The organism is Stenotrophomonas sp. SAM-B (genome assembly GCF_013387485.1).
Taxonomy (GTDB): domain Bacteria; phylum Pseudomonadota; class Gammaproteobacteria; order Xanthomonadales; family Xanthomonadaceae; genus Stenotrophomonas; species Stenotrophomonas maltophilia_AA.
The window spans coordinates 1-22,731 of sequence record NZ_JABBXB010000002.1 but is presented as its reverse complement, the minus strand read 5'-3'; the positions used below and the strand labels follow the sequence as shown (position 1 = coordinate 22,731).

The following is a 22,731-nucleotide window of genomic DNA, read 5'->3' as shown; positions in this document are numbered from 1 at the left end:
TCGGGAAAACTGATAGAAACGGATTAAGGATTCTCCTAGGGGGATGCCTCGGCATGGCAACCGACGGAACAGATGGGCAGTCTCTTTTCATAGAGACTCGACTCACGACGCACTGATGGGCACTAGTCCCTTGCACCTAGTACAACGGCCAATTGGCGGCCACCTTGAGGTGCCAAGATAGATTCTGAGACGGGCGTCAAATTTATGACCCCATCGACAGGTGACGCAATCTCTTCTGACTTATCTGCAAACAGTTGGGGCGGGTCACAGTTGTCCAAGCGATGCGGACGGTTTCTATCTGAGGCCCCATGTAAGGGCCCTGATCCCGGGCGAGTGCTTAGCCAGTCCATTCAACTTCTCGACGACAGTAAAGTCCCTGCTGTAGGTCGCGTGGTGTTCGTCATCGAGCTCATGCCCCACAATCTGAGCCCGCAGCTCCGACGTCACGCCCGCGCCCTGCAGCTCCTGGATGAACGTCTTCCGGAGCGAGTGGAATCCGCGCTTCGCCGGCTCCCATTCCTTGCCTACTTCGCCAAGATGTCGACTAAACGCCTTGGTGATCCAGTTGCCCTGCCCATTGACAGCAGTGGCCTTAGCGGCGGGGAACAGCCTCATTTCACCGGCCTTGCGCTTTTCATCGACCCACCCCAGCAAGCCCATCTTGAGGAGCTCAGGATGTAGCGGGACCGTGCGAAGGCTCACTTCGGTCTTAACCTTCTGGTGCTCTCCCTCATCCGAAATGCGGATGCACGGGATGCCATCCTCCTCGAACACGTCCTTGATGAGGAGCTGCCCGACCTCAGAAGCCCTGGCACCGGTGTAGAGTCCAATGAGGGACGCCCAGCGGGCCGATTCAGAAAGCTTGGCCAGCGCCTCGGGCGCGAACAGAGCGTGGATCTGCGCTCGGTCGTAAGCCTTGAAGCCCAGCTTCTTCCGGGCACGCTTCTCGCGCTGGGAGTAGCTCACATGGCCGGAGGCTGGGTTGTCGCCACGCGGGTAGTGACCAGAGGCCATGGCCCACTCGAAGAAGCCGCCCTTGCCTCCGATGTAGCTCTGCTTGTTAGTGAGGGTGGGCGTGGACGCGCCCTTTTCCCGCATGTCCTGATACCAGCGGGCCAAGTCCGAGCGCGTGATGGTGTGGACCTTGGCCTTTGGGCCCAAGAACGCCACCAATGCCTCGATCGCGGTCTTCTTGATCGTGTAGGTCTTGGGCAGCGTGGAAGGCTTGAGCGTCGCGAGGAACGCGTCGCGCGCCTTTCCCAGCGTGATCGTCTCGATCGCCTCGGCCGGTGGCGGTGCTGCGGCTGCGAGGGTCGCCTGTGGCCATATCTCGCGGGCCGGTCCACGGTGGGCTGCTTCAGGCTGCTGGAGCGTTGCCGCCATCGCCTCAAGCTCCATCAACTGCCGATAGAGTTTCAGATCCTTGGGACTGTCGATCTGCCATTGCTCCGTGACCGTCCCGTCCGTCGCCCGGGTGCGGTTCAACGTGAGCTCGCGCAGGTTCTCAGCGCTCGTCAAACGATCGATGAGGAGGTCAGCATCCGTTTTGCTGAGCTTGGCCACGCGTTGATCCTTCAACTGTGCGAAGAGTCGAGCATAGCCTGCACCCAGCACGACCGCACGCACGTGCGCCTGGGCGAGATCTTTCGTTCGGAGGGTGCGTTTGATCAGCCGGCAGTCGAGCACGGCTTGAAGGTCAACAGGAACGCGCTGGACGAACGACCAGCGACCGGTCTCGGACCGACTCAAATGGTGAGGGATGCGCATGCGATTGTCGCCTCTGCATGCTTTCCGCCTACCAATCAGGACACATCAAAAATTCATATTTAGAATCAATGACTTATACGTGATTGGCGGAGAGAGTGGGATTCGAACCCACGGAAGGAATGACCCTTCGCCGGTTTTCAAGACCGGTGCCTTAAACCGCTCGGCCATCTCTCCGTATCGGCAGCGCTTCCGCGCCCCGCGTGCCCAGGTCATTGCAACCCAGGCAACCGGTCGGGGCAGCGCCCCGTCCGGCATGGCTCCCCGGCTTTGGCCGGGGGTCGCATTCTCGCATTTCAGGTGGGATTTGCCCACCCGCCAGCGGTCGGGCTCAGCCCGCATCCACCGCCAAGGCACCCAAGGCACTGGCCTTGATCTTCTCCTTGGCACGCTCGCACGCGCCACCGCAATCCAGGCGCGAAGCCTCCAGCTGCGGCGGCAGGTGCTCGGCCAGGAAGTCGATGAACACGCGCACTGCCGGCAGCAGGCCGCGGCGGGAGGCGAAGACGGCGTGGCAGATGCCCTGCGGCAGCGACCAGTCCGGCAGCACCACTTCCAGTTCGCCGTTGCGCACGGCGTCGGCGCAGACGGTTTCCGGCAGCATGGTGATGCCGAAGCCGTCCTTGACCATGCTCTGCAGCAGCGGGAAATCAAAACCGGCCACGCGCGGCTGCAGGTCCACGCGGCGTACCGCGCCTTCCGGGCCGTGCAGTTCCCAGCGCTGGCGGGCTTCGTCTTCGCTGATGCTCAGGGTGACGTGGTTGGTCAGCTCGTCCGGGTCCTTCGGGCGGCCGGCGCGATCGAGGTACTTCGGGCTGGCGACCAGCAGTTCCTGCACCTGGCCGAAGCTGCGCATCACCAGGCTGCCATCGTCATCCAGGCGCGAGCGCACGCGCAGAGCGACGTCGTAGCCTTCATTGATGATGTCCACGCGGCGGTTGCTGATGTTCAGCTGCAGCCGCACCTTCGGATACTGGGCCAGGAACTTGGGCAGCAGCTTGGGCAGCTGCATCTGCGCGAGCGAGACCGGCACGCTGGCACGCACGAGGCCACGTGGCTCGGCGCTGAGGCGGTCGACCACCTCACGCGCGGCCTGGGCCTCGGCGAGCATGGTCTGCGCGTGACGATGCACGCTGGTGCCGACGTCGGTCACCGCGAAGCGGCGCGTGGAGCGCTGCAGCAGGCGGACGCCCAGGTCGGTTTCCAACTGGCTGATACGGCGGCTCAGGCGGGATTTGGGGATGCCGAGCGCGCGTTCTGCTGCGGCGAAACCACCATGATCCACCACCATGGCGAAGTAGTAGAGGTCGTTGAGGTCTTGCATACCGAAGTTCCAGATATAGAACAATACGTGGTATTCAATCACCTTTATTCCAATCAAGCAACAACCTAACCTGTTCTCCGTCGGCGGCGTCTACCGCCCCTCCTTCAGAATCAGGTGATTGCCATGAAGCTTCTTCACATCGACGCCAGCGTGCTTGGCGAAAACTCGGTCTCCCGCCAGCTGTCCGCCGCCGTGGTCCAGCAGTGGCGCGACCAGGTCCCGGGCCTGGAGGTGAGCTACCGCGACCTCGACGCCCAGCCCGTTCCGCACCTGCGCAGCTCATCCCTGACCCAGTCCGACCCGGCCGAAGTGGCCGACGCCGAGCAGGTGCTGGCGCAGTTCCTGGCGGCCGACGTGGTTGTCATCGGCTCTCCAATGTACAACTTCAGCGTCGCCTCCACCCTCAAGGCGTGGATTGACCGCCTGGCCGTGGCCGGGCGCACCTTCAAGTACACCGAGAACGGCCCGGTGGGCCTCGCCGGCGGCAAGCGCGTGATCGTGGCCAGCAGCCGCGGCGGCCTGCACACCGGCGCCCCGACCGATTTCCAGGATCCGTACCTGCGCCAGGTCTTCGCCTTCTTCGGCATCGACAACGTCGAGTTCGTGCGCGCCGAGGGCATCGCCTACTCGCCGCAGCACCGCACCGATGCGATTGCCCAGGCCCTGGCCGCGCTGCCGCAGCCGGAAGAACTCGCCGCAGCCTGAGCCACGCGCGACCCACACCGTTCCCTCCCCCTCGTCGTGACGGTGTGGGTGTGGCAGAGATGGCCCTTCCCGGGGCCATCTTTTTTTTAACGCGGCTCTGCCTTACTGGAGTTCGCAGTCCCGCGTCACCGGTGCGCCCTGGATCATGCCGTTGCCTGTGCAGGCCGCGAGCACGGCGTCGCCTTTGCTGAGCGCGCCGGCCGCCTCCCTTGAGAGCCCGGAGATCATCACCTGCTCGACGCTTCCGGCCTTCAGCAGCACCTGCGGTTCATCCAACAGGTCGGTCTGGATGGCGGCAACGCCGCCCGAGATCAGCAGCCGCTTGCCTTTGTAGAGGACGTCGGCGGCGACCTCATTGGCCTCGTAGTCCCGATAGAGCTGGCGCGCCGTGATCTCGACAGGCGCAACGGGCGCGATGGCGATGTCCTGATGGCTGCTCTTGTCCGCGGGAGCCTTGCCATCGAGGGCCGGCTGGCTGATCGCGCTGACGGCGCCCGCGAACACCACCACGCCCACCAGGTAGACCAGCGGGGAGACGACGAGGGACAGCAGGAGCTGGGCGATGCCCTTGCCTGCGCCGCCCTTGGCCATCGCGACGACGGCCAGGATGAAGGCGACCATATTGAGCGGCCAGCCGAGGAACATCCCGAGCCCCGGGAACGGGATCAGGAAGCACAGCCAGGCGATGCCCAGCATCAGCCACGCGGCGATGCCGGCGGGATTGGAGGATGGGAGAGGTGCAGCCGCTGTTTTCACCGGGCGTCCTGTGGAAGTAGAGGTCAGTGCCCAGCCTGTTCGCTGTGTGCCGCAGGAAACGGGCGTCGATCACACCGCCACATACGGGCCGTGCGGGCGGCCCACCGGATGCTCAATCCGCGAAGCCCCGTGCCTGCCGTCTCTGGGGCCCTTCACGCCGACTTCCGCCCACTCGGCTCTCAACTTCTCCTACATTTCATTAAGGCTCTTTCTGACCTGTCTCTCTTCCTTTCTGGAAGCCGCACCGATGACGCAATCAACGCTGCAGCGTCGCGGGAATGGCCGCTAAGCTGGGGGCCCTTTGCACACAGCTGATTCCGCATGGATTACCGCGTCGTCCAGACCCACCGCAGTGAGTTCCCCCACCCGATCACCCTGCAGCCCGGCGACGCGCTGCAGGTCGGCGAGCGCTATCAGGGGCCCGAAGGCTGGGACAACTGGTATCTGTGCGAGACCCCGGGCCAGGCCGCAGGCTGGGTACCGGCGCAGGTGATCGGCAGGAACGCGCAGGGCGATGCGATGGCGGCCGAGGCCTACTGTGCGCGCGAACTGGATGTCGACGTGGGCCAGCACGTGCGCGGTGAGCGCGTGCTCAACAGCTGGGTGTGGTGCGAGGTGGTCGGCGGCACATCGTCTGGGTGGGTGCCGCTGGGCGTGCTGACGCCGATGTCGGACGGGTAGAGCCACCCCATGGGTGGCTGCAGGTGATGCATGACCGGTTGGGCAGCCACCCATGGGGTGGCTCTACCGGGGCACCAACAAAAAACCCGCCTTTCGGCGGGTTTTTTGTCCGTCAAGGCGCTGGATCAGCCGATGACCTCCAGCCCGCCCATGTAGGGCTTCAACACGTCCGGCACGGTGATGCTGCCGTCGGCGTTCTGGTAGTTCTCCATCACCGCGATCATCGCGCGGCCGACGGCCACGCCGGAGCCGTTGAGCGTATGCAGCAGCTCGGGCTTGCTGGTCTCCGGGTTGCGCCAGCGGGCCTGCATGCGACGGGCCTGGAAATCACCGCAGTTGGAGCACGACGAGATCTCGCGGTAGGTGCCCTGCGAGGGCAGCCACACTTCCAGGTCATAGGTCTTGATGGCCGAGAAGCCCATGTCGCCGGTGCACAGCAGCACCTTGCGGTACGGCAGGCCGAGCTTTTCCAGCACGACTTCCGCGCAGCGGGTCATGCGCTGGTGCTCTTCATCGCTCTGTGCCGGGGTGCACGCGGCGACCAGTTCCACCTTCTCGAACTGGTGCTGGCGGATCATGCCGCGCACGTCGCGGCCACCGCTGCCGGCTTCGGCACGGAAGCACAGCGAATGGGCGGTCATGCGCAGCGGCAGCTGCTCGGCGTCGATGATCTCATCGCGCACGATGTTGGTCAGCGGCACTTCCGAGGTCGGGATCAGGTAGCGCGTGGAGTCGCCCACGGCGGTCTTGAACAGGTCGTCCTCGAACTTCGGCAGCTGGCTGGTGCCACGCAGCGACTCGGCATTGACCAGCGCGGGCACGTTGGTCTCTTCATAACCGTGCTCGCCGGTGTGCAGATCGAGCATGAACTGCGCCAGCGCGCGATGCAGGCGCGCGATCGGGCCGCGCAGCACGGTGAAGCGCGAACCGGACAGCTTGGCCGCGGTCTCGCCATCCAGCCAGCGGTTGCGGGCGCCGAGCTCGACGTGATCCAGCACCGGGAAATCGAACGCACGCGGGGTGCCCCAGCGCTTCTGTTCGACATTCTCAGATTCATCCTGGCCGGCCGGTACATCCTCGGCCGGCAGGTTCGGGATGCCCAGCGCGATCGCTTCGATCTTCTCGCGCAGCGCATCCAGGGCCACTTCCGAGGCCTTCAGCTCATCGGCGAACGCGGCCACTTCGGCCATGATCGCCGAGACGTCCTCGCCCTTGGCCTTGGCCTGGCCGATGGCCTTGGAACGGCTGTTGCGCAGGCTCTGCAGCTCCTGGGTACGCACCTGGATGCGCTTGCGATCGGCCTCCAGCGACTCCAGCCCGGAGACATCCAGCTCGAAACCGCGCGAGGAGCGCAGGCGTTCGGCAAGGTCGGCGGGCTGTTGGCGGAGCAGGGCTGGATCGAGCATGGCGGCAGAGGGGTCGACGGGTACGGAGGGGGATTATCGCCTGTTATGCGTTTTTCTGCCGCCGGTTCATCCCGGGCGTGGCAGAATCGCGGTGATCCATACGGTATGCCCCATGTCTGCTTCCCGCTCGACTTCTGGCAAGAACATCACCTTCCACCTGCCCCGCCGCAGCCTCGTGATCGCCGCGATCGCCTTCGGCGTAGGCCTGCTGCTGTTCCTGGTGGTCTGGCTGAGCAGCCGCAACAACGAGTTCTACAAGGCCGACCCGGCCGCGCAGACCCCTGCGCAGGTGGCCGAGGTGGTGCCGCTGCCCGAGCCGCTGGCCGCCGCTGCCGGCTCCAGCGACATGCCCGATGCCAAGGCACCGCCGGCCAACGAAGAGAAGCCGCAGCTGGTGGAGACCGCACCACCCCCGCCGCCGGTCGCCCCCGCTGCGCCCACCGCACCGGCCGCGCCGACCGCGATGGCACCGAGCGATCGCCCGCAGCCGATCGCCGATCAGTCGCCGCCGCCGAGCTATCCCCCCGCTGCATTGCGCCGCGGTGACCGCGGCACCGTGGTGGTACGCGTGGATGTGGATGCCACGGGCTATCCCTCGGCAGTCACGTTGATCCAGCGCAGCGGTTCACGCGATCTTGACCGCGCGGCCTCCGACGCGGTGCGCCGCTGGCGCTTCCAGCCGGCGCAGAACAACGGCGTACCAGTGCCTGGCAGCCTGGAAGTGCCCTTCGACTTCACGCCGCAGTGATGCATCGCCGCGTGACGCGGCGATTTTGCAACGGCTCAGCAAACTGAACCTCGATGGGAATGCAGTCATCGCGTTGACGGTGCGCTGACACATCCGCAACCGGGTACAGGCAAGACTGCAGGTGTCACATCGACACCAGGAGTCAGCCATGAGTGTTACCCATGCCCCGGACATGCCCCGCTCGCCGCAGCGTCAGCGCGACGTGATCGATGAGCCCCATAACCGCCGCACGTCGCCCTGGTTGTGGGTCGCGTTGATCGTGGCGATGTTCGCCGCCGCGCTGGTGTGGCTGCGCTATGCCACCCCGGGCGATACCAACGATGCACCGGTGGGCCAGCGTATGTTGCCGGCCACTGAAACCGCACCCGTCGCGACGACGCCCGCCCCGGCTGCACGCCAGGCCGCACCGGCCGCCGATCAGCGCAAGGCGACCCCGGCTGTGCGCAACCGCGAGGCCCGTCCGCTGGCAAGCAACGTGAAGCCGGCTTACCCGCGTACTGCCCTGCGCAGCGGCGTGGAGGGCAGCGTGGTGGCCAGCCTCAACGTGGATACCCGCGGCCAGGTGACCGAAGCCAACATCGTGCAGCGCAGCGGCACGCGTGACCGCGACCTGGATCGCGCGGTGCTGACCACCGTGCGCGACTGGAAGTTCGAGCCGGCGATGCACAACGGCCGCGCCGTGGCCAGCGTGGTTCGCGTGCCGGTGGATTTCCGCACCGAGCGCTAACCTGATGCGCTGAGGCCGGAACGAAAAGGGAGGCCAATGGCCTCCCTTTTTTGTTCTGCGAAGCGCCGCGACGGCGCGAGGTCAAGGTAGTGCCGGGCGCTGCCCGGCAACCACGCATACCCGACATCTGGACGCAGCAGCGGCAGAACCCGGCATTATCTCAGCCGGCGCGAAGCCCGAAGCCCGCACCGGTCGCCAGGCCATCGAAATCGGGGAAGGACGTCGCCACGTTGGCGATGTCATTGACCCGTACTTCGCCGCTGCTGAGCTGGCCGGCAATCGCGAAGGCCATCGCGATGCGGTGGTCGCCGTGGCTTTCGATGGTGCCGCTGCCCAGCACGCCGCCACCGTGGATGGTCGCGCCGTCCTCGGTTTCGTTCACCTGCACGCCCAGCGTGCGCAGGCCGGTCGCCATCGCGGCAAGACGATCCGACTCCTTGACCCGCAGTTCGGCCGCACCGCGCACCACGGTGTTGCCCTGTGCGGCGGCAGCAGCCACGAACAACGCCGGGAACTCGTCGATCATGTCCGGCACCAGCGCTTCGGGAATCTCGGCGCCGTGCAGCGGCGCATGGCGCACCACCAGATCGGCCACCGCTTCCCCACCCTGCTCGGCATGGTTCTCTTCGGTTATATCGGCCCCCATCAGCCGCAGCGCGGCCAGCAGGCCGGTGCGGCGCGGGTTGAGGCCGACCGCACGCAGGCGCAGCGCGGAGCCTGGAATCACGCTCGCCGCCACCAGGAAGAACGCCGCCGAGGAGAAATCGGCGGGCACCACGATATCGGTCGGGCGCAGGCGCTGGCCGCCACGCAGGCGGGCCTTGCCCGGCGAGAACTCGATGTCCACGCCGAACGCGCGCAGCATGCGCTCGCTGTAATCGCGGGTCGGGTGCGGCTCGGTGACCGATGTCTCGCCGTCGGCATAGAGACCGGCCAGCAGCACCGCGGATTTGACCTGCGCGCTCGCCACCGGGGAGGCGAATGCAATGCCGCGCAGCGCTTGGCCACCGTGCACCCGCAGCGGCGGCGTGCCGTCGGCCTCGGTGTCGATCTTCGCGCCCATCTCGGCCAGCGGACCGGTCACGCGGCGCATCGGACGACGCGACAGCGATTCATCGCCGACCATCACCGAATCGAAGGACTGTGCAGCCAGCAGGCCCGCCAGCAGGCGCATGCCGGTGCCGGCGTTGCCGCAGTCCAGCGGGGCGCTCGGCGCCTTCAGTCCATCCACGCCGACGCCATGCACGACGCGCTGCGAGGGCGACGGGGTGTCGATGCGCACGCCCATCTGCGCGAAGATCGCCGCCGTGGCGCGGGTGTCTTCGCCTTCCAGGAAACCGTCAATACGCGAGACGCCATCGGCCAGCGCGGCGAACATCACCGAACGGTGCGAGACGGACTTGTCGCCGGGAATGGTCAGGCTGCCCTGCAGGGGCTGGCCCTTGTGGGCGATCCAGTACGGAGAAGCGGTCATCGGAAGTCCTATGGGGCGGGCCGCCGCGGCGGCGATGCAACAGAGTGCGGGAGGGGCCGCAGCGCCCAGAGGGGCGCCGGACCAGGCGCAGCGCGCGAGGCGGCTGCGCCGTTCGGATCAGGGCACGGCGACCGGATAGGAGCCGAGGATCTTGATCTGTGCCGAGTGGGCTTTCAGTTCGGCCAGGGCCGCCTGCATCGCCTCGTCCTCGACATGGCCAGCCAGATCGATGAAGAAGCCATATTCCCACTTGGCGTTGTGCGACGGACGCGACTCGATCCGGTTCATGCTGATGCCATGCCGCGCGAACGGGCTGAGCACGTCGAACAGCGCACCGGGCTTGTCGTGGATGAACACCAGCACCGAGGTGCGGTCGTGGCCGGAGGTCGGGAAGATGTTGCGGCCGATGACCAGAAAGCGCGTGGTGTTGTCCGCGTCGTTCTGGATCGGCTTGGTCACCACCTTCTTCAGGCCATACACATGCCCGGCGCTCTCGCCACCGATGGCGGCGGCATCTTCAGCATTGCGGGCGCGGCGTGCGCCCTCGGCGTTGCTGGAGACCGGAATCTTCTCGGCCTTCGGCAGATTGGCGCGCAGCCACGAAGAGGTCTGCATGAACGACTGCGGGTGGCCATACACGCGCTCGACATCCTCCAGCCGGCCACTGCGCGACATCAGGTACTGCTGCACGCGCAGCTCCACTTCACCGCAGATCTTCAGGTTGGAGGTCAGGAACATGTCCAGCGTGATCTGGATCGTGCCCTGCCCCGAGTTTTCCACCGGCACCACGCCGAAATCGGCGTTGCCTGCTTCCACTTCCTGGAAGACTTCTTCGATGCTGGCCAGCGGCAGGCCCAGCGCGGAGCGGCCGAAATGCTTGAGCACCGCCTGCTGGCTGAAGGTGCCTTCCGGGCCGAGGTAACCGATCTTCAGCGGTTCCTGCTGGGCCAGGCAGGCGGACATGATTTCCCGGTAGACGTGGACCAGCACTTCATCGCTGAGCGGGCCTTCGTTGCGGTCCACCACCATGCGCAGCACCTGCGCTTCGCGCTCGGGGCGATAGTAATCCACGGCCGCGGCGAGCTTGCCCTTGGCCTTGCCGACCTGGTGGGCGAAGTTGGCGCGTTCGGCGATCAGCGCCTGGATGCTGCGGTCGATATGGTCGATCTTGGCGCGCACGTCCGACAGCACGGGCGCGGCAACGGCCGGCGCAGCATCGCGCTTGGCGGCCTTGGCCTTCTTCTTCGCAGGTGCAGCCGAGGTGGACGTGCTCGGCGCCGGCGTGGCGGCCTTGGGCTTGGCGGGTTTGGTGGCCATCTGGGGGTTCCGGTGCAGTGGGGCGGCGAGCGCCCCGGGGAAAACGAATGCGTCAGCCGTTGCGCTGCTGGAAATCGCGCATGAAGGCGGCCAGCGCCTGCGCGCCCTCCACCGGCATGGCGTTGTACAGCGAAGCACGGATGCCGCCGACCGCCTTGTGACCCTTCAGCGCCAGCAGGCCGGCGGCTTTGGATTCACTGACGAAACGCGCGTTGAGCGCCTCGTCAGGCAGGAAGAACGGGATGTTCATGCGCGAGCGGGCGGCCGGGACGACTTCATTGCGGTAGAAGCCGCCGGACTGGTCGATCGCCTCGTAGATCAGGCCCGACTTGACCGCGTTGCGGCGTGCGAATTCTTCCACGCCACCTTCGGCCAGCATCCACTGGAACACCAGCCCGGCCAGGTACCAGTTCCAGGTCGGCGGCGTGTTGAGCATGGAGTCGCGGGCAACGTGCGAGCGGTAATCGAAGATGTCCGCACGTGGCTGGCCAGTGCGTTCGAGCAGGTCGCGGCGCACGATCACCACCGACACGCCGACCGGGCCGAGGTTCTTCTGCGCGCCGGCATAGATCAGGCCGTATCTGCTGACATCCAGCGGCTCGCTGGCGATCGAGGAGCTGAAATCGGCGAACAGCGGCACGTCACCCACGTCCGGGGTGTCACGGAACTCGACGCCGTGGATGGTTTCGTTGGCGGTGATGTGCACGTAGGCCGCGTCATCGGAGAGCTGCCAACCGGCCCGCGCCGGGATGTCGTGGAAGCCGTTGGCCTCGCTGCTCGCGGCGACATTGACCGTGACATAGGGGCTGACCTGCTTGATCGCGGTCTTGCCCCAGTGCCCGGTGAGCACGTAATCCACGGTCTGGCCGGGCTGGGCGAAGTTGAGCGCGAGCAGGGCCTGCTGCGTGGTCGCGCCACCGGCCAGGAACAGCACCGCGTAGTCGTCCGGGATGCCGATCAGGCGGCGCAGATCGGCCTCGGCCTGGGCGGCGACGGCCATGAACTCCGGGCCGCGGTGGCTCATTTCGACAATGGAGGCGCCCGCGCCGTTCCACTCCAACATCTCTTCCTGCGCCTGGCGCAGGACCGATTCCGGCAGGGTTGCAGGGCCGGCACTGAAATTGAACGCGCGCGTCATGTCACACCTATGGGGCAAGACCCCTAGTATGCCGCAGCGCACCAGCCTTTAGGCCTTGCAGGACAAGGCGAATTTGGTTGCAAACGAATCTAATGACCCGCGCCGGGCGTGCCTGGTTGCCGGCCAGCGGCCGGCACTACCTCGCCCCGAACCAGAGGAGGCCACTAAGGGCGGCCGCCAGCAGCAGTGCACTGGCCAGCAGCCACGGCCAGCGACTCACGCGCTTGGGCGCAGCGACCGGTTCCGGGCGCTGGCGTGCTTCGAAGCCATCGTCCTCTTCCTCGATCACGATGCGCTTGCGGCCGTCGTGCGGCACTTCGAGCACGAAGCGGTGCTGGGCATCGAAGACCAGCTGGTCGCCGGGCTGCAGCCAGCAATGGCGAACGGTGACGCCATTGACCCGCGTGGACTCGCCTGCGCCCAGGTCGCGCAGCAGCAGGCGCTCGCCGTGCTGTTCCAGGCGCGCGTGCTGCTCGGCGAAGGCCGGGTCGTCGATGACGATGTCCGCCTCGGGCCCGCGCCCGATCACGCGCGGGCGGTCGAGGGTGAAACTGCGCCCGTGGTGCTGGCCGCCGACCCCGCGCAGCAGGCGCTGGTCGTCGCCGCCATCGTCGCTGCGCGGCGGCGCATGGACCAGCGCCTCGCAGTCGCCCTGCACCACCATCTCCACGCCATCGGCGTAGACGGCGTCGCCGGCGCGCAGCAGCGCCATCCGGCGCACGGGGCGGCCGTTGACGTGGATGCCACGGATGCCGTTGGCCACCTGCAGCCACAGGCCACGGTCGTCCAGGCAGAACTGGGCCAGCAGCAGGGTGCCGGGGGTGTCATCGCCAAGCCGGACAGTGCCCGAAGCATGACGCACGATGCGCTGCACCCCGGGCCGCAGCGGCTGGTCGGGGTGTTGGCGTTGAGTGAAGTGAACTAGCAGGTTCTGCACGCGGCGCAGCCTAGCAGGTTGAATGTCAGGGAAGAAGAAGTGTGACGCAGACCTTGGAGTTGTGCCTGAGGATGCGCACAATGCACGCCCAAATCCGCGCTGTTGTCCGCCAGGAGTCCGCATGTCCAGCATCGATATCCGTCATCCCCATTCCCTGCCCGCTGAAAATGCGCGCCAGGCCATCGAAGACGTCGCCGCCAAATTGTCCGAGCGTTTCGGCCTGCAATCGAACTGGGTCGGCGACGTGCTGAACTTCAGCGGCTCCGGCGTGGACGGCGAGATCGCCCTGCAGCCCGGCCAGGTGCAGGTCACCGCCAAGCTCGGCTTCCTGCTGTCGGCGATGAAGGGCATGGTGGAGAGCGAGATCCAGCGCGTGCTCAAGGAAAAGCTCGGCTGAACCGACGCACGGCCCGGCGTCGCACAGGCGCCGGCCATCACATCGCTTGAAGCCGGCGATGCATACGATCCAGGGGTGTCCACCCAAGGGATCGCCCCATGAATTCACCCAACGACTTCGACGATCGCATCCCAGGCGAGAAGCCCTCGCTGCAGGATCAGGCCGAGCGCTTCTCGCGCAAGCTGACCGACTCGGCCCAGCAGATCTGGCTGGCGGGCCTGGGCGCCTTCGGGCGTGCGCAGGCCGAAGGCAGCCGCGTCTTCGACAACCTGGTCAAGGAAGGCGAGAACATCGAGGCCCGCAACCGCGAGCAGACCGGCGATGCGCCGCGCTGGCGCGACAATGTCGAGGAGCACCTCGGCGAGGCCCGCGAGAAAGCCAGCGGCACCTGGGACAAGGTCGAGAAGGCCTTCGATGACCGGGTCCAGGGCGTGCTCAAGCGCCTGCACATCCCGACCGCCGAGGATGTCGCCGCGCTCAACGCCCGCATCGATGCGCTGAACACCCGGGTCAACCGGGCCGAGGCCCGCAATGCCTCGCCGTCCGGCGCACCGTCCCCGGGCACCCACCAGTCGCCCACCTCCGACGCCTGATCCCTCGATTGTTGCAAAGCAGCAGAACTTTGTTGACAATCGAAACCGACCCGCCAATCGCTTCCACCGCCGTTTGTTCCCTCCCCTCACGGCTCTGGATTGGCGGGTTTTTTGTGGGCGGCCGGTGGGCGGATCGGCGCAAAGTGAGACCGCCGTCACTGACGTGATCGCCGGATGCGAAACGCCCCGGAAACGACGCGCCGCAGACGTGCAAAGGCGCATATAAACTGTCTGTCGCACTTCCCTGTTCATATCCCCTGCATGCTCTCCTGGATCCTGGCCCTGCTGTTGGCCCTCATCGTCTGGTTCGTGGCCACGGCCTACTTCTGGCTGATCAAACGGAAGCGCAAGGAGACCCAGCTCGGCCTGAATGCCCTGGCCGGCATGCACTGGCGCGAGTTTTCCCTGATCGTGCGGCGTGCGATGCACGAGCAGCGCGGCCTGCAGGACGTGCCCGACGAGGCCGCCGACAGCCGCGAACCGCGCAGCGATTTCCTGATGCACGATGGCCCGCAACGCTGGCTGCTGTCGTGCAAGCACGGTCGCGCCTACCGGATCGGCACGGCGGCGGTGAACGAGCTGGGCGCCGCCGCGCGCCTGGCCGGTGCCCGTGGCGGGATCCTGATCACCGAGGGCAAGGTCGAACGCGACGGTCGCATCGCCGCTGAAAAGCAGGGGGTGGAGGTGCTCGACGGCCCGTTGCTGTGGCCGCTGCTGAAGCCTTACCTGCCGGGCGACATGGAAGCCCGGGTAGAGGCCGGCGCCCGTGGCGAGGCGATCCGCCACATCTCGATCGCAGCGCTGGGGGCGGTGACGCTGGGCCTGCTGGTCGGGCTGGGCTCGCTGACCGCCGGGCTGGAAAAAGACTGGTCCGACGACGAAACCGCGGTGGCCGCACCTGCCGCCGCTCCATCTGCCGCGGCGGATGCCCCCGCAACGGTCGGCACACAGCCCCCTGCTGCAGCGACGGCAGCCCCGGGCAGCGCAGAAAACCGCGCCGCCGATGCTGTCCCGTCTGCGATGGAAGCGAACCCGGACAACGCGACGCTGGACCGGTATCAGCAGGAACTCTCCCGCAAGGTCGCCAACCGTCCCGGCGTGGCCAGCGGCATCTGGCTGACCCGGCAGACGCTGGCGATCAACCGCACCGGCGAGATCGACACGATCTGGCCGCTGATCTGCGAGGAAGTGGTCCGCTATCCGGCGCTGCGCACCGTGCGCATCCAGCTCAACCCGCGCCCGGGCGTGGATGAGCCGGTCCGCTGGCGGCAGTGCACGACGCTGTAAGGCTCAGCGCGCGCCCGGCGAGAACCGGGCGACCAGATCGTAGGCATCGCCAAGGAACATCTGCCGCACGCAGGTGATCGGCTGCTCGCCGCGCCAGGTGAGGCGGTCGATGACCAGGCACGCCGTGCCGGGTTTGACCTGCAGCAGCGTCGCTGCCGCGTCATCGGCGCCCCAGGCGCTGATCCGGTGCTGGGCGCGTGTCCACGAGACGTTCTGCAGCAGCCAGCTGCCCGGCGCCGTCGTCTCGAAGTCCACCGCCAGCACCTCCGGCACGCCGACCGGGCTGATCAGGCGGTGCTCCAGCGCCAACGGCCGGCCATCGGCCAGATGCAGGCAGCGGATCGCCAGCAGCTTCTCACTCCCGGACAGCGCGGTTTCTTCGGCCACGTGCTCACGCGGCAGCCGGTAGGCGCGCTCGAGCAGCTGGTAACCGTAGACATGGCCACGCGCCTGCACTGCCATGGCGATGTCGGGAATCTCCAGCGCCACCTGTTCCAGGTGCGGCGGCTGGCGCGCGACGAACGAGCCCGCACGGCGGCGGCGCTCGATCATGCCGCTCTCGGCCAGCGCGGTCAGTACCTTGTTCACGGTCATCCGCGAGCAGCCGTACTGCTCCATCAGCTCGTGTTCGTAGGGGATGCGGAAGCCAGGCTCCCACTGTCCACTGAGGATGCGGCTTTCCAGATCAGCACGGATGCGCTGATTGAGGGTTGCTGCTTTCTTGCCCGTCACTCTGGATTCCTGCATGGGAGGGTCGGATCAGACCCCCAACAACGGTCGAAGTGCCGCGGCGAACCGTGCGGCCACCGCCTCGCGTTGCGGGTGGCGACCGTCACGGACCAACTGGCGCCCTTGGCGCCACACCGATCGCACGGCGCCATTACGTGCGGCGAACACCCAGCTGTCAAGCAAGGCATCACCGTCGCGGGCGATCAGCGCCGGGTGGTCCGGATCGAGTTCGACCAGGTCGGCCGGCGCGCCGGCCTGCAGCCCGGTGCGCACGCCCAGGGCCTGCGCGGCACCGTTCAACGACTGTTCGTACAGCCAGCGGCCGGTGGACTGACCATCGCCCGGCGCCAGCACGTTGCGGCCTTGCAGCTGCAGGCGCTGGCCGTACTCGAGCAGGCGCAGCTCTTCGGCCGCGTCGATCAGCACGTTGGAGTCCGAGCCCACGCCGAACCGGCCACCGGCACGCGCGAAGGCCTGCATCGGGAACAGCCCGTCGCCCAGGTTCGCCTCGGTGATCGGGCACAGCCCGGCCACCGCACGGCTGCCCACGATCCGCTGCATCTCCGCCTCGGTGATGTGGGTGGCGTGGACCAGGCACCAGCGCGCATCCACCGGGGCGTGCTCGTACAGCCACTGCACCGGGCGCATGCCACTCCAGGCCACGCAGGCATCGACCTCGCGGGTCTGTTCGGCGATGTGGATGTGGACGGGCCCCTGGTTGAGCGGCAGCAGCGCCGACAGCTCCTCGCCGGTCACCGCGCGCAGGCTGTGCGGGGCGAAACCGAGCACCGCATCGTCCTGGCCCTGCAGCGCGCGCGTGCAGCCCTGCAGCAGTTCAGCAAAACCGTCGACGTCGTGGATCAAACGGCGCTGGGCCGGGTTCGGCGCGGCGCCACCGAAATCGGCATGCGCGTAGAACACCGGCAACAGGGTCAGGCCGATGCCACTGGAGTGGGCTGCGGCGGCGATGCGTTCGGCCATCTCGGCGCGGTTGGCATACGGCACCCCATCCGGCCCGTGGTGCAGGTAATGGAACTCACCGACCCGGGTGAAGCCGGATTCCAGCATTTCCACATAGGCCTGCTCGGCGATCGCCTGCATGGCCTCGGGCTGCAGATGCGCCAGGAAACGGTACATGAGCTCGCGCCAGCTCCAGAAGCTGTCGCCGCTGTTGCCGCCGATCTCGGTCAGCCCGGCCATGCCGCGCTGGAAGGCGTGGCTGTGCAGGTTGCCCAGGCCCGGCAGCGCGATCGCCAGCGCGGTATCACCCGGTTCGGCCGACGCACCTTCGGTCACCTCGATAAGCCTGCCGCCCTGGCTGAGGATGCGCACATCGCGCGCCCAGCCGTGTGGCAGCAGCGCGTGGGCAGCATGGAAACGAAGGATCGGTGCGGGGTTGGCTGGCATCACTGGACATCCCGGAAGAGGCGCCTATATTGTATAGACATATACACCGATGTGGTTGCTGCCATGCACTGTGACACCCTCTGGTACCACGCCAACCTGATCACCGTCGACGGCCCGGGCCTGGGCGTGATCGAGGATGGCGTCATCGCCGCCACCGATGGCCGCATCGTGCATGTGGGGGCGGCGGGTTCGGCCGATCATCTGCAGGCGGCCCAGCGCATCGACTGCGCCGGGCGCTGGATCAGCCCCGGCCTGATCGACTGCCATACCCATCTGGTCTATGCCGGCAACCGTGCCGGCGAGTTCGAGCAGCGCCTGCAGGGGGTGAGCTATGCCGACATCGCCCGCGCCGGCGGCGGCATCGTCTCCACCGTGCGCGCCACCCGCGCCGCCAGCGAGGCCGACCTGCTGGCCGCCAGCCTGCCGCGGCTGGATGCCATGCTGGCCGAAGGCATCACCACGCTCGAGATCAAATCCGGTTACGGGCTGACCCTGGCCGATGAGACCAAGCAGCTGCAGGTCGCGCGCGAGCTGGGCCGCCGGCGCGCGGTCGAGATCGTGCCGACCTTCCTCGGCGCGCATGCGATTCCGCCGGGCCGCGAGGCGCAGGAGTACATCGACGAGGTCTGCAACGTCATGATTCCGGCCGTTGCGGCCGCCGGACTGGCCGAAGCGGTGGACGTGTTCTGCGAGAACATCGCCTTCAGCGCCGCGCAGGCCGAACAGGTCTTCGTCGCCGCGCAGCAGCACGGGCTGGCGATCAAGATCCACGCCGAGCAGCTCAGCAACCAGCACGGTGCTGCCCTGGCGGCGCGCCATGGTGCCCTGTCGGCCGACCATATCGAACACCTCGACGCCGACGGCATCGCCGCGATGCGCAGCGCCGGCACCGTGGCGGTGCTGCTGCCGGGCGCGTTCTACTTCACCCGCGACACCACCCTGCCCCCGATCCCCGCACTGCGCGCGGCCGGGGTGCCACTGGCACTGGCCACCGATTCCAACCCGGGCACGTCGCCGCTGACCAGCCCGCTGCTGGCGATGAACATGGCCGCCACCCTGTTCCGCATGACCGTGGACGAATGCATCGCCGGGTTCACCCGCGAAGCGGCACGTGCACTGGGCCGGCAGGACCGGATCGGCCGGCTGGCGGTCGGCCTGGACTGCAACCTCGCCCTGTGGGACATCGAGGCGCCTGCCGACCTTGTCTACCGCATGGGCTTCAACCCCCTGCACGCCCGCGTGATGCGCGGCCAACCCGCATGAACCCTGTGATGTCTGGAGATTCCATGAGCACTACCCTGACCCTGCACCCCGGCGCCGTGACCCTGGCGCAATGGCGCGCCATCCACGATGGCGCGCGGGTGCGGCTGGACCCGGCCTCGGCCGCGGCCGTGCTGCGCAGTGCGCAGACGGTGGCCGACATCGTCGCCAAGGGCGCCCCGGTGTATGGCATCAACACCGGCTTCGGCAAGCTGGCCAGCGTGCGTATCGAGCGCGAGGATCTGGAAACCCTGCAGCGCAATATCGTGCTCTCGCATGCGGCCGGCGTCGGCGAGCCGATGCCGGCCCCCGTGGTGCGCCTGATGATGGCGCTGAAGCTGGCCAGCCTGGCCCAGGGCGCCTCGGGTATCCGCCCGCAGACGCTGGCCCTGCTGGAAGCGTTCCTGCAGCACGACTTCATTCCGGTCATTCCGTGCCAGGGCTCGGTCGGCGCCTCGGGCGATCTGGCCCCGCTCTCGCATTTGGCGAGCGTGATGATCGGTGTCGGCGAAGCCTTCGTCGATGGCGAGCGCCTGCCGGCTGCCGAGGCGCTGGCCAAGGTCGGCCTGGCCCCGCTGGTGCTCGGCGCGAAGGAAGGCCTGGCGCTGCTCAACGGCACCCAGTACTCCACCGCCTACGCACTGGCCGGCCTGTTCGCGATCGACACCGTGTTCCGTGCGGCGCTGGTCACCGGCGCGCTCTCGGTCGAAGCGGCCAAGGGCTCGGACACGCCGTTCGACCCGCGCATCCACAGCATCCGTGGCCAGCGCGGGCAGATCGCCACCGCCGCCGCGCTGCGCACCCTGATGCAGGGCTCGGCGATCCGCGAATCGCACCGCGACAACGATGTGCGCGTGCAGGATCCGTACTGCCTGCGCTGCCAGCCGCAGGTGATGGGCGCCGCGTTCGACGTGATGCGCCAGGCGGCCACCACGCTGGCGATCGAAGCCAACGGTGTCTCCGACAATCCGCTGGTGTTCACCGATACCAACGAGGCGCTGAGCGGCGGCAACTTCCACGCCGAGCCGGTCGCCTTCGCGGCGGACATGCTGGCGATGGCGGTATGCGAGATCGGCTCGATCAGCGAGCGCCGCACCGCGATGCTGGTCGACCCGGCGCTGTCTGGCCTGCCCGCCTTCCTCACCCCGAAGCCCGGCCTCAACTCCGGCTTCATGATTCCGCAGGTCACCGCCGCTGCGCTGGTCTCGGAAAACAAGCAGCGCGCCTATCCGGCCAGCGTGGACTCGATCCCGACCTCGGCCAACCAGGAAGACCACGTCTCGATGGCCGCACACGGTGCGCGCCGCCTGATGGCGATGGCCGAAAACGCCGCCAACGTGATCGGCATCGAGCTGCTCGCCGCCGCGCAGGGCTGCGATTTCCACGCCCCGCTGCGCTCCAGCAACGCGCTGGAAGCGGTCCGCCAGCGCCTGCGCGCGCAGGTGCCGACGCTGGAGGACGACCGCTATTTCCATCCGGACATGGTCGCCGCCACTAACCTGGTGCGCGGCGGCGTGCTCGCTGAAGGCCTCGGCGACATCCTGCCGCCCCTGGAGCCGCTGTCATGACCGCGTATCCAGACTGGCTGCAGATCCACCGCGGCGACGTGCCGTTGATCGTCAGCTTCCCGCATACCGGCACCGAACTCCCGGATGCACTGGCCTCGCAGTTCCTGTCGCCGTGGCTGGCCCGCCGCGACGCCGACTGGTGGGTACACGAGCTGTATGCCTTCGCGCAGCAGATGGGCGCCACCACGGTGCGCACGGCGGTGTCGCGCTCGGTCATCGACGTCAACCGCGACCCCAGCGGCACCTCGCTGTACCCGGGCCAGAACACCACCGGCCTGTGTCCGCTGACCACCTTCGACAACCAGCCGTTGTACCGGGATGGCCACGGTCCGGACGCGGCCGAGATCGCGCGCCGCCGCGATACCTGGTTCGTGCCGTACCACGATGCGCTGGCCGCGGAGATCGCGCGCCTGCGGGCCAGGCACGGCACCGTGGTGGTGTACGACGCGCACTCGATCCGCTCGCACATCCCGCACCTGTTCGATGGCCAGCTGCCGCAGTTCAACCTCGGCACCAACGGCGATACCACCTGCGACAACGCCTTGACCGACGTCGTCGACAACCTGTGCGCGATGAGCGGCATGAGCCATGTGCGCAACGGCCGCTTCAAGGGCGGCTACATCACCCGCCATTACAGCGACATCCCGGGCGGCGTGCACACGCTGCAGATGGAGCTGGCCTGCCGCGGCTACATGCACGAGCCCGAGGCCGTGGATGAGCACAGCTGGCCCACGCCATTGGATCCCGATCACGCCGCCCCGCTGCGCGCCACGCTGCAGCAGGTGCTCGATGCCTGTCTCGACTTCGCTACGTCCCGGAGTGCTGCATGACCCGTCTCGATTCCACCCGCACCATCCTCGCCCCGACCGGCACCACGCTGACCTGCAAGAGCTGGCTGACCGAAGCCCCGCTGCGCATGCTGATGAACAACCTGCACCCGGACGTGGCCGAGCGCCCGCAGGAGCTGGTGGTCTACGGCGGCATCGGCCGCGCCGCGCGCGACTGGGAGAGCTACGACAAGATCATCGAGACCCTGCAGCGGCTCGAGGATGACCAGACCCTGCTGGTCCAGTCCGGCAAGCCGGTCGGCGTGTTCCGCACCCATGTCGATGCCCCGCGCGTGCTGATCGCCAACTCCAACCTGGTGCCGCGCTGGGCCAACTGGGACCACTTCAACGAGCTCGACAAGAAGGGCCTGGCGATGTACGGCCAGATGACCGCGGGCAGCTGGATCTACATCGGCGCCCAGGGCATCGTGCAGGGCACTTACGAGACCTTCGTGGAAATGGGCCGCCAGCACTACAACGGCAGCCTGGCCGGCAAATGGCTGTTCACCGGTGGGCTGGGCGGCATGGGCGGCGCGCAGCCGCTGGCCGCGGTGATGGCCGGGGCTTCCTGCCTCGCGGTGGAATGCCGCAAGAGCAGCATCGAGATGCGGCTGCGCACCGGGTATCTCGACACCTGGACCGATGACCTCGACGAAGCGCTGCGCCTGATCGAGGAATCCTGCACCGCGAAGAAGCCGCTCTCGGTCGGCCTGCTCGGCAACGTTGCCGACGTGCTGGACGAGCTGCTGATCCGCGGCGTGAAGCCGGACCTGCTGACCGACCAGACTTCCGCGCACGACCCGGTCAACGGCTACCTGCCGCAGGGCTGGACGGTGGAGGAATGGGACGCCAAGCGCGTCTCGGCGCCGAAGGAAGTGGAAGCGGCCGCGCGCGAGTCGATGGCCAACCACATCCGCGCCATGCTCGGCTTCCACTCGCTCGGCGTACCGACGGTGGACTACGGCAACAACCTGCGCCAGATGGCGCTGGAAGAAGGCGTGGAAGATGCCTTCGACTTCCCCGGCTTCGTGCCCGCCTACATCCGCCCGCTGTTCTGCCGCGGCATCGGCCCGTTCCGCTGGGCCGCGCTGAGCGGCGATCCGGAGGACATCGCCAAGACAGATGCCAAGGTCAAGGAACTGATCCCGGACAACCCGCACCTGCATCGCTGGCTCGACATGGCCGCCGAGAAGATCAAGTTCCAGGGCCTGCCTGCGCGCATCTGCTGGGTCGGCCTGGGCGATCGTGATCGACTCGGTCTGGCCTTCAACGAAATGGTCGCCAATGGCGAACTGAAGGCGCCGGTGGTGATCGGCCGCGACCATCTGGATTCGGGCAGCGTCGCCTCGCCCAACCGCGAAACCGAGGCCATGCAGGACGGCTCCGATGCGGTGTCCGACTGGCCGCTGCTCAACGCCCTGCTCAACACCGCCAGCGGCGCCACCTGGGTGTCGCTGCATCATGGCGGCGGCGTCGGCATGGGCTTCTCGCAGCATGCCGGCATGGTCATCGTCTGCGATGGCACCGAGGCCGCGGCCAAGCGCATCGCACGCGTGCTGTGGAACGACCCGGCCACGGGCGTGATGCGGCATGCCGATGCGGGGTATGAGATCGCGGTGGACTGCGCGAAGGAGAAGGGGCTGGATCTGCCTGGGATTCTGGGCTGATCCGGGAGGGCCCCGGCCG

General features: G+C 67.4%; 21 protein-coding genes and 1 tRNA gene. 11 read left to right on the top strand and 11 right to left on the bottom strand.

The genetic code is table 11. The features are described from left to right. Positions 1-294 precede the first annotated feature (294 nt). The 3 genes from HH110_RS04275 to HH110_RS04265 all read right to left on the bottom strand — a co-directional run bounded on the left by HH110_RS04275 (position 295) and on the right by HH110_RS04265 (position 3,088). Positions 295-1,767, bottom strand: coding sequence for a site-specific integrase (locus HH110_RS04275; protein ID WP_176988523.1), 1,473 nt, complete (start codon positions 1,765-1,767; stop codon positions 295-297). 84 nt (positions 1,768-1,851) lie between these two features. After that, positions 1,852-1,941: transfer RNA gene (locus tag HH110_RS04270), tRNA-Ser, on the bottom strand. A 154-nt stretch (positions 1,942-2,095) separates the two neighbouring features. Further along, complete coding sequence (locus HH110_RS04265; protein WP_176988522.1) at positions 2,096-3,088, bottom strand: LysR substrate-binding domain-containing protein; 993 nt, start codon at positions 3,086-3,088, stop codon at positions 2,096-2,098. 123 nt (positions 3,089-3,211) lie between these two features. Between HH110_RS04265 and HH110_RS04260 the strand changes: the two genes are divergently transcribed. Beyond that, the gene (locus tag HH110_RS04260; RefSeq protein WP_176988521.1) at positions 3,212-3,793 is read left to right on the top strand and encodes an FMN-dependent NADH-azoreductase; all 582 of its coding nucleotides are present in this window, start codon (positions 3,212-3,214) and stop codon (positions 3,791-3,793) included. Between the two features lie 102 nt (positions 3,794-3,895). On the opposite strand, the gene HH110_RS04255 is transcribed toward HH110_RS04260, so the two are convergent. Beyond that, the gene (locus HH110_RS04255; protein ID WP_176988520.1) at positions 3,896-4,549 is read right to left on the bottom strand and encodes a hypothetical protein; all 654 of its coding nucleotides are present in this window, start codon (positions 4,547-4,549) and stop codon (positions 3,896-3,898) included. Between the two features lie 321 nt (positions 4,550-4,870). Between HH110_RS04255 and HH110_RS04250 the strand changes: the two genes are divergently transcribed. Beyond that, positions 4,871-5,230 carry an SH3 domain-containing protein gene (locus HH110_RS04250; RefSeq protein WP_176988519.1) on the top strand — a complete coding sequence of 120 codons (360 nt, stop codon included), beginning with the start codon at positions 4,871-4,873 and terminating at the stop codon, positions 5,228-5,230. Between the two features lie 125 nt (positions 5,231-5,355). Here the strand turns inward: HH110_RS04250 and serS are convergent, their stop codons facing one another. Further along, positions 5,356-6,636 carry a serine--tRNA ligase gene (gene serS / locus HH110_RS04245; RefSeq protein WP_176988518.1) on the bottom strand — a complete coding sequence of 427 codons (1,281 nt, stop codon included), beginning with the start codon at positions 6,634-6,636 and terminating at the stop codon, positions 5,356-5,358. Between the two features lie 112 nt (positions 6,637-6,748). Between serS and HH110_RS04240 the strand changes: the two genes are divergently transcribed. Together HH110_RS04240 and HH110_RS04235 are read left to right on the top strand one after the other, a co-directional pair. Continuing rightward, positions 6,749-7,384 (top strand): energy transducer TonB, encoded by a 636-nt coding sequence (locus HH110_RS04240; protein WP_176988517.1) that lies wholly within the window; start codon positions 6,749-6,751, stop codon positions 7,382-7,384. A 148-nt stretch (positions 7,385-7,532) separates the two neighbouring features. Further along, the gene (locus tag HH110_RS04235; RefSeq protein WP_176988516.1) at positions 7,533-8,111 is read left to right on the top strand and encodes an energy transducer TonB; all 579 of its coding nucleotides are present in this window, start codon (positions 7,533-7,535) and stop codon (positions 8,109-8,111) included. 160 nt (positions 8,112-8,271) lie between these two features. Here the strand turns inward: HH110_RS04235 and aroA are convergent, their stop codons facing one another. The 4 genes from aroA to HH110_RS04215 all read right to left on the bottom strand — a co-directional run bounded on the left by aroA (position 8,272) and on the right by HH110_RS04215 (position 12,977). Beyond that, positions 8,272-9,585 (bottom strand): 3-phosphoshikimate 1-carboxyvinyltransferase, encoded by a 1,314-nt coding sequence (aroA, locus tag HH110_RS04230; protein ID WP_176988515.1) that lies wholly within the window; start codon positions 9,583-9,585, stop codon positions 8,272-8,274. Between the two features lie 117 nt (positions 9,586-9,702). Continuing rightward, on the bottom strand, positions 9,703-10,902 hold the full coding sequence (pheA, locus tag HH110_RS04225; RefSeq protein ID WP_176988514.1) for a prephenate dehydratase: 1,200 nt from the start codon (positions 10,900-10,902) through the stop codon (positions 9,703-9,705). A gap of 52 nt (positions 10,903-10,954) precedes the next feature. Then, positions 10,955-12,040, bottom strand: a complete 1,086-nt coding sequence (gene serC, locus HH110_RS04220) for a 3-phosphoserine/phosphohydroxythreonine transaminase (RefSeq protein WP_176988513.1) — start codon at positions 12,038-12,040, stop codon at positions 10,955-10,957. Positions 12,041-12,176: 136 nt separating this feature from the next. After that, positions 12,177-12,977, bottom strand: a complete 801-nt coding sequence (locus tag HH110_RS04215) for an FHA domain-containing protein (protein WP_176988512.1) — start codon at positions 12,975-12,977, stop codon at positions 12,177-12,179. 121 nt (positions 12,978-13,098) lie between these two features. Between HH110_RS04215 and HH110_RS04210 the strand changes: the two genes are divergently transcribed. The 3 genes from HH110_RS04210 (at position 13,099) to HH110_RS04200 (ending at position 15,254) form a co-directional block, all read left to right on the top strand. After that, positions 13,099-13,374: a polyhydroxyalkanoic acid system family protein gene (locus HH110_RS04210; protein ID WP_176988511.1), complete on the top strand. Its 276-nt coding sequence runs from the start codon at positions 13,099-13,101 to the stop codon at positions 13,372-13,374. Positions 13,375-13,472: 98 nt separating this feature from the next. Continuing rightward, entirely contained in the window at positions 13,473-13,967 is a 495-nt protein-coding gene (locus HH110_RS04205) for a phasin family protein (RefSeq protein WP_176988510.1), read from the top strand. Between the two features lie 261 nt (positions 13,968-14,228). Then, positions 14,229-15,254 carry a restriction endonuclease gene (locus HH110_RS04200; protein ID WP_176988509.1) on the top strand — a complete coding sequence of 342 codons (1,026 nt, stop codon included), beginning with the start codon at positions 14,229-14,231 and terminating at the stop codon, positions 15,252-15,254. Between the two features lie 3 nt (positions 15,255-15,257). Here the strand turns inward: HH110_RS04200 and hutC are convergent, their stop codons facing one another. Together hutC and HH110_RS04190 are read right to left on the bottom strand one after the other, a co-directional pair. Further along, on the bottom strand, positions 15,258-15,986 hold the full coding sequence (hutC, locus tag HH110_RS04195) for a histidine utilization repressor (protein WP_176988508.1): 729 nt from the start codon (positions 15,984-15,986) through the stop codon (positions 15,258-15,260). Between the two features lie 27 nt (positions 15,987-16,013). Then, positions 16,014-17,390: a formimidoylglutamate deiminase gene (locus HH110_RS04190; protein ID WP_176988507.1), complete on the bottom strand. Its 1,377-nt coding sequence runs from the start codon at positions 17,388-17,390 to the stop codon at positions 16,014-16,016. Positions 17,391-17,453: 63 nt separating this feature from the next. Here HH110_RS04190 and hutI point away from each other — a divergent pair, with 63 nt between their 5' ends. From hutI to hutU, 4 genes are read left to right on the top strand one after another with little or no spacing between them, the layout of a single operon-like run. Further along, positions 17,454-18,653 carry an imidazolonepropionase gene (gene hutI / locus HH110_RS04185; RefSeq protein ID WP_176988506.1) on the top strand — a complete coding sequence of 400 codons (1,200 nt, stop codon included), beginning with the start codon at positions 17,454-17,456 and terminating at the stop codon, positions 18,651-18,653. 23 nt (positions 18,654-18,676) lie between these two features. Next, positions 18,677-20,218 (top strand): histidine ammonia-lyase, encoded by a 1,542-nt coding sequence (hutH, locus tag HH110_RS04180; RefSeq protein WP_176988505.1) that lies wholly within the window; start codon positions 18,677-18,679, stop codon positions 20,216-20,218. Further along, positions 20,215-21,048, top strand: coding sequence for an N-formylglutamate deformylase (gene hutG / locus HH110_RS04175; RefSeq protein ID WP_176988504.1), 834 nt, complete (start codon positions 20,215-20,217; stop codon positions 21,046-21,048). Before hutH ends, hutG begins: the two co-directional genes overlap by 4 nt. After that, a complete protein-coding gene (gene hutU, locus HH110_RS04170) occupies positions 21,045-22,712 on the top strand; it encodes a urocanate hydratase (RefSeq protein ID WP_176988503.1) in 1,668 nt (555 codons plus the stop codon). Before hutG ends, hutU begins: the two co-directional genes overlap by 4 nt. The last annotated feature ends 19 nt before the right edge of the window (positions 22,713-22,731 follow it).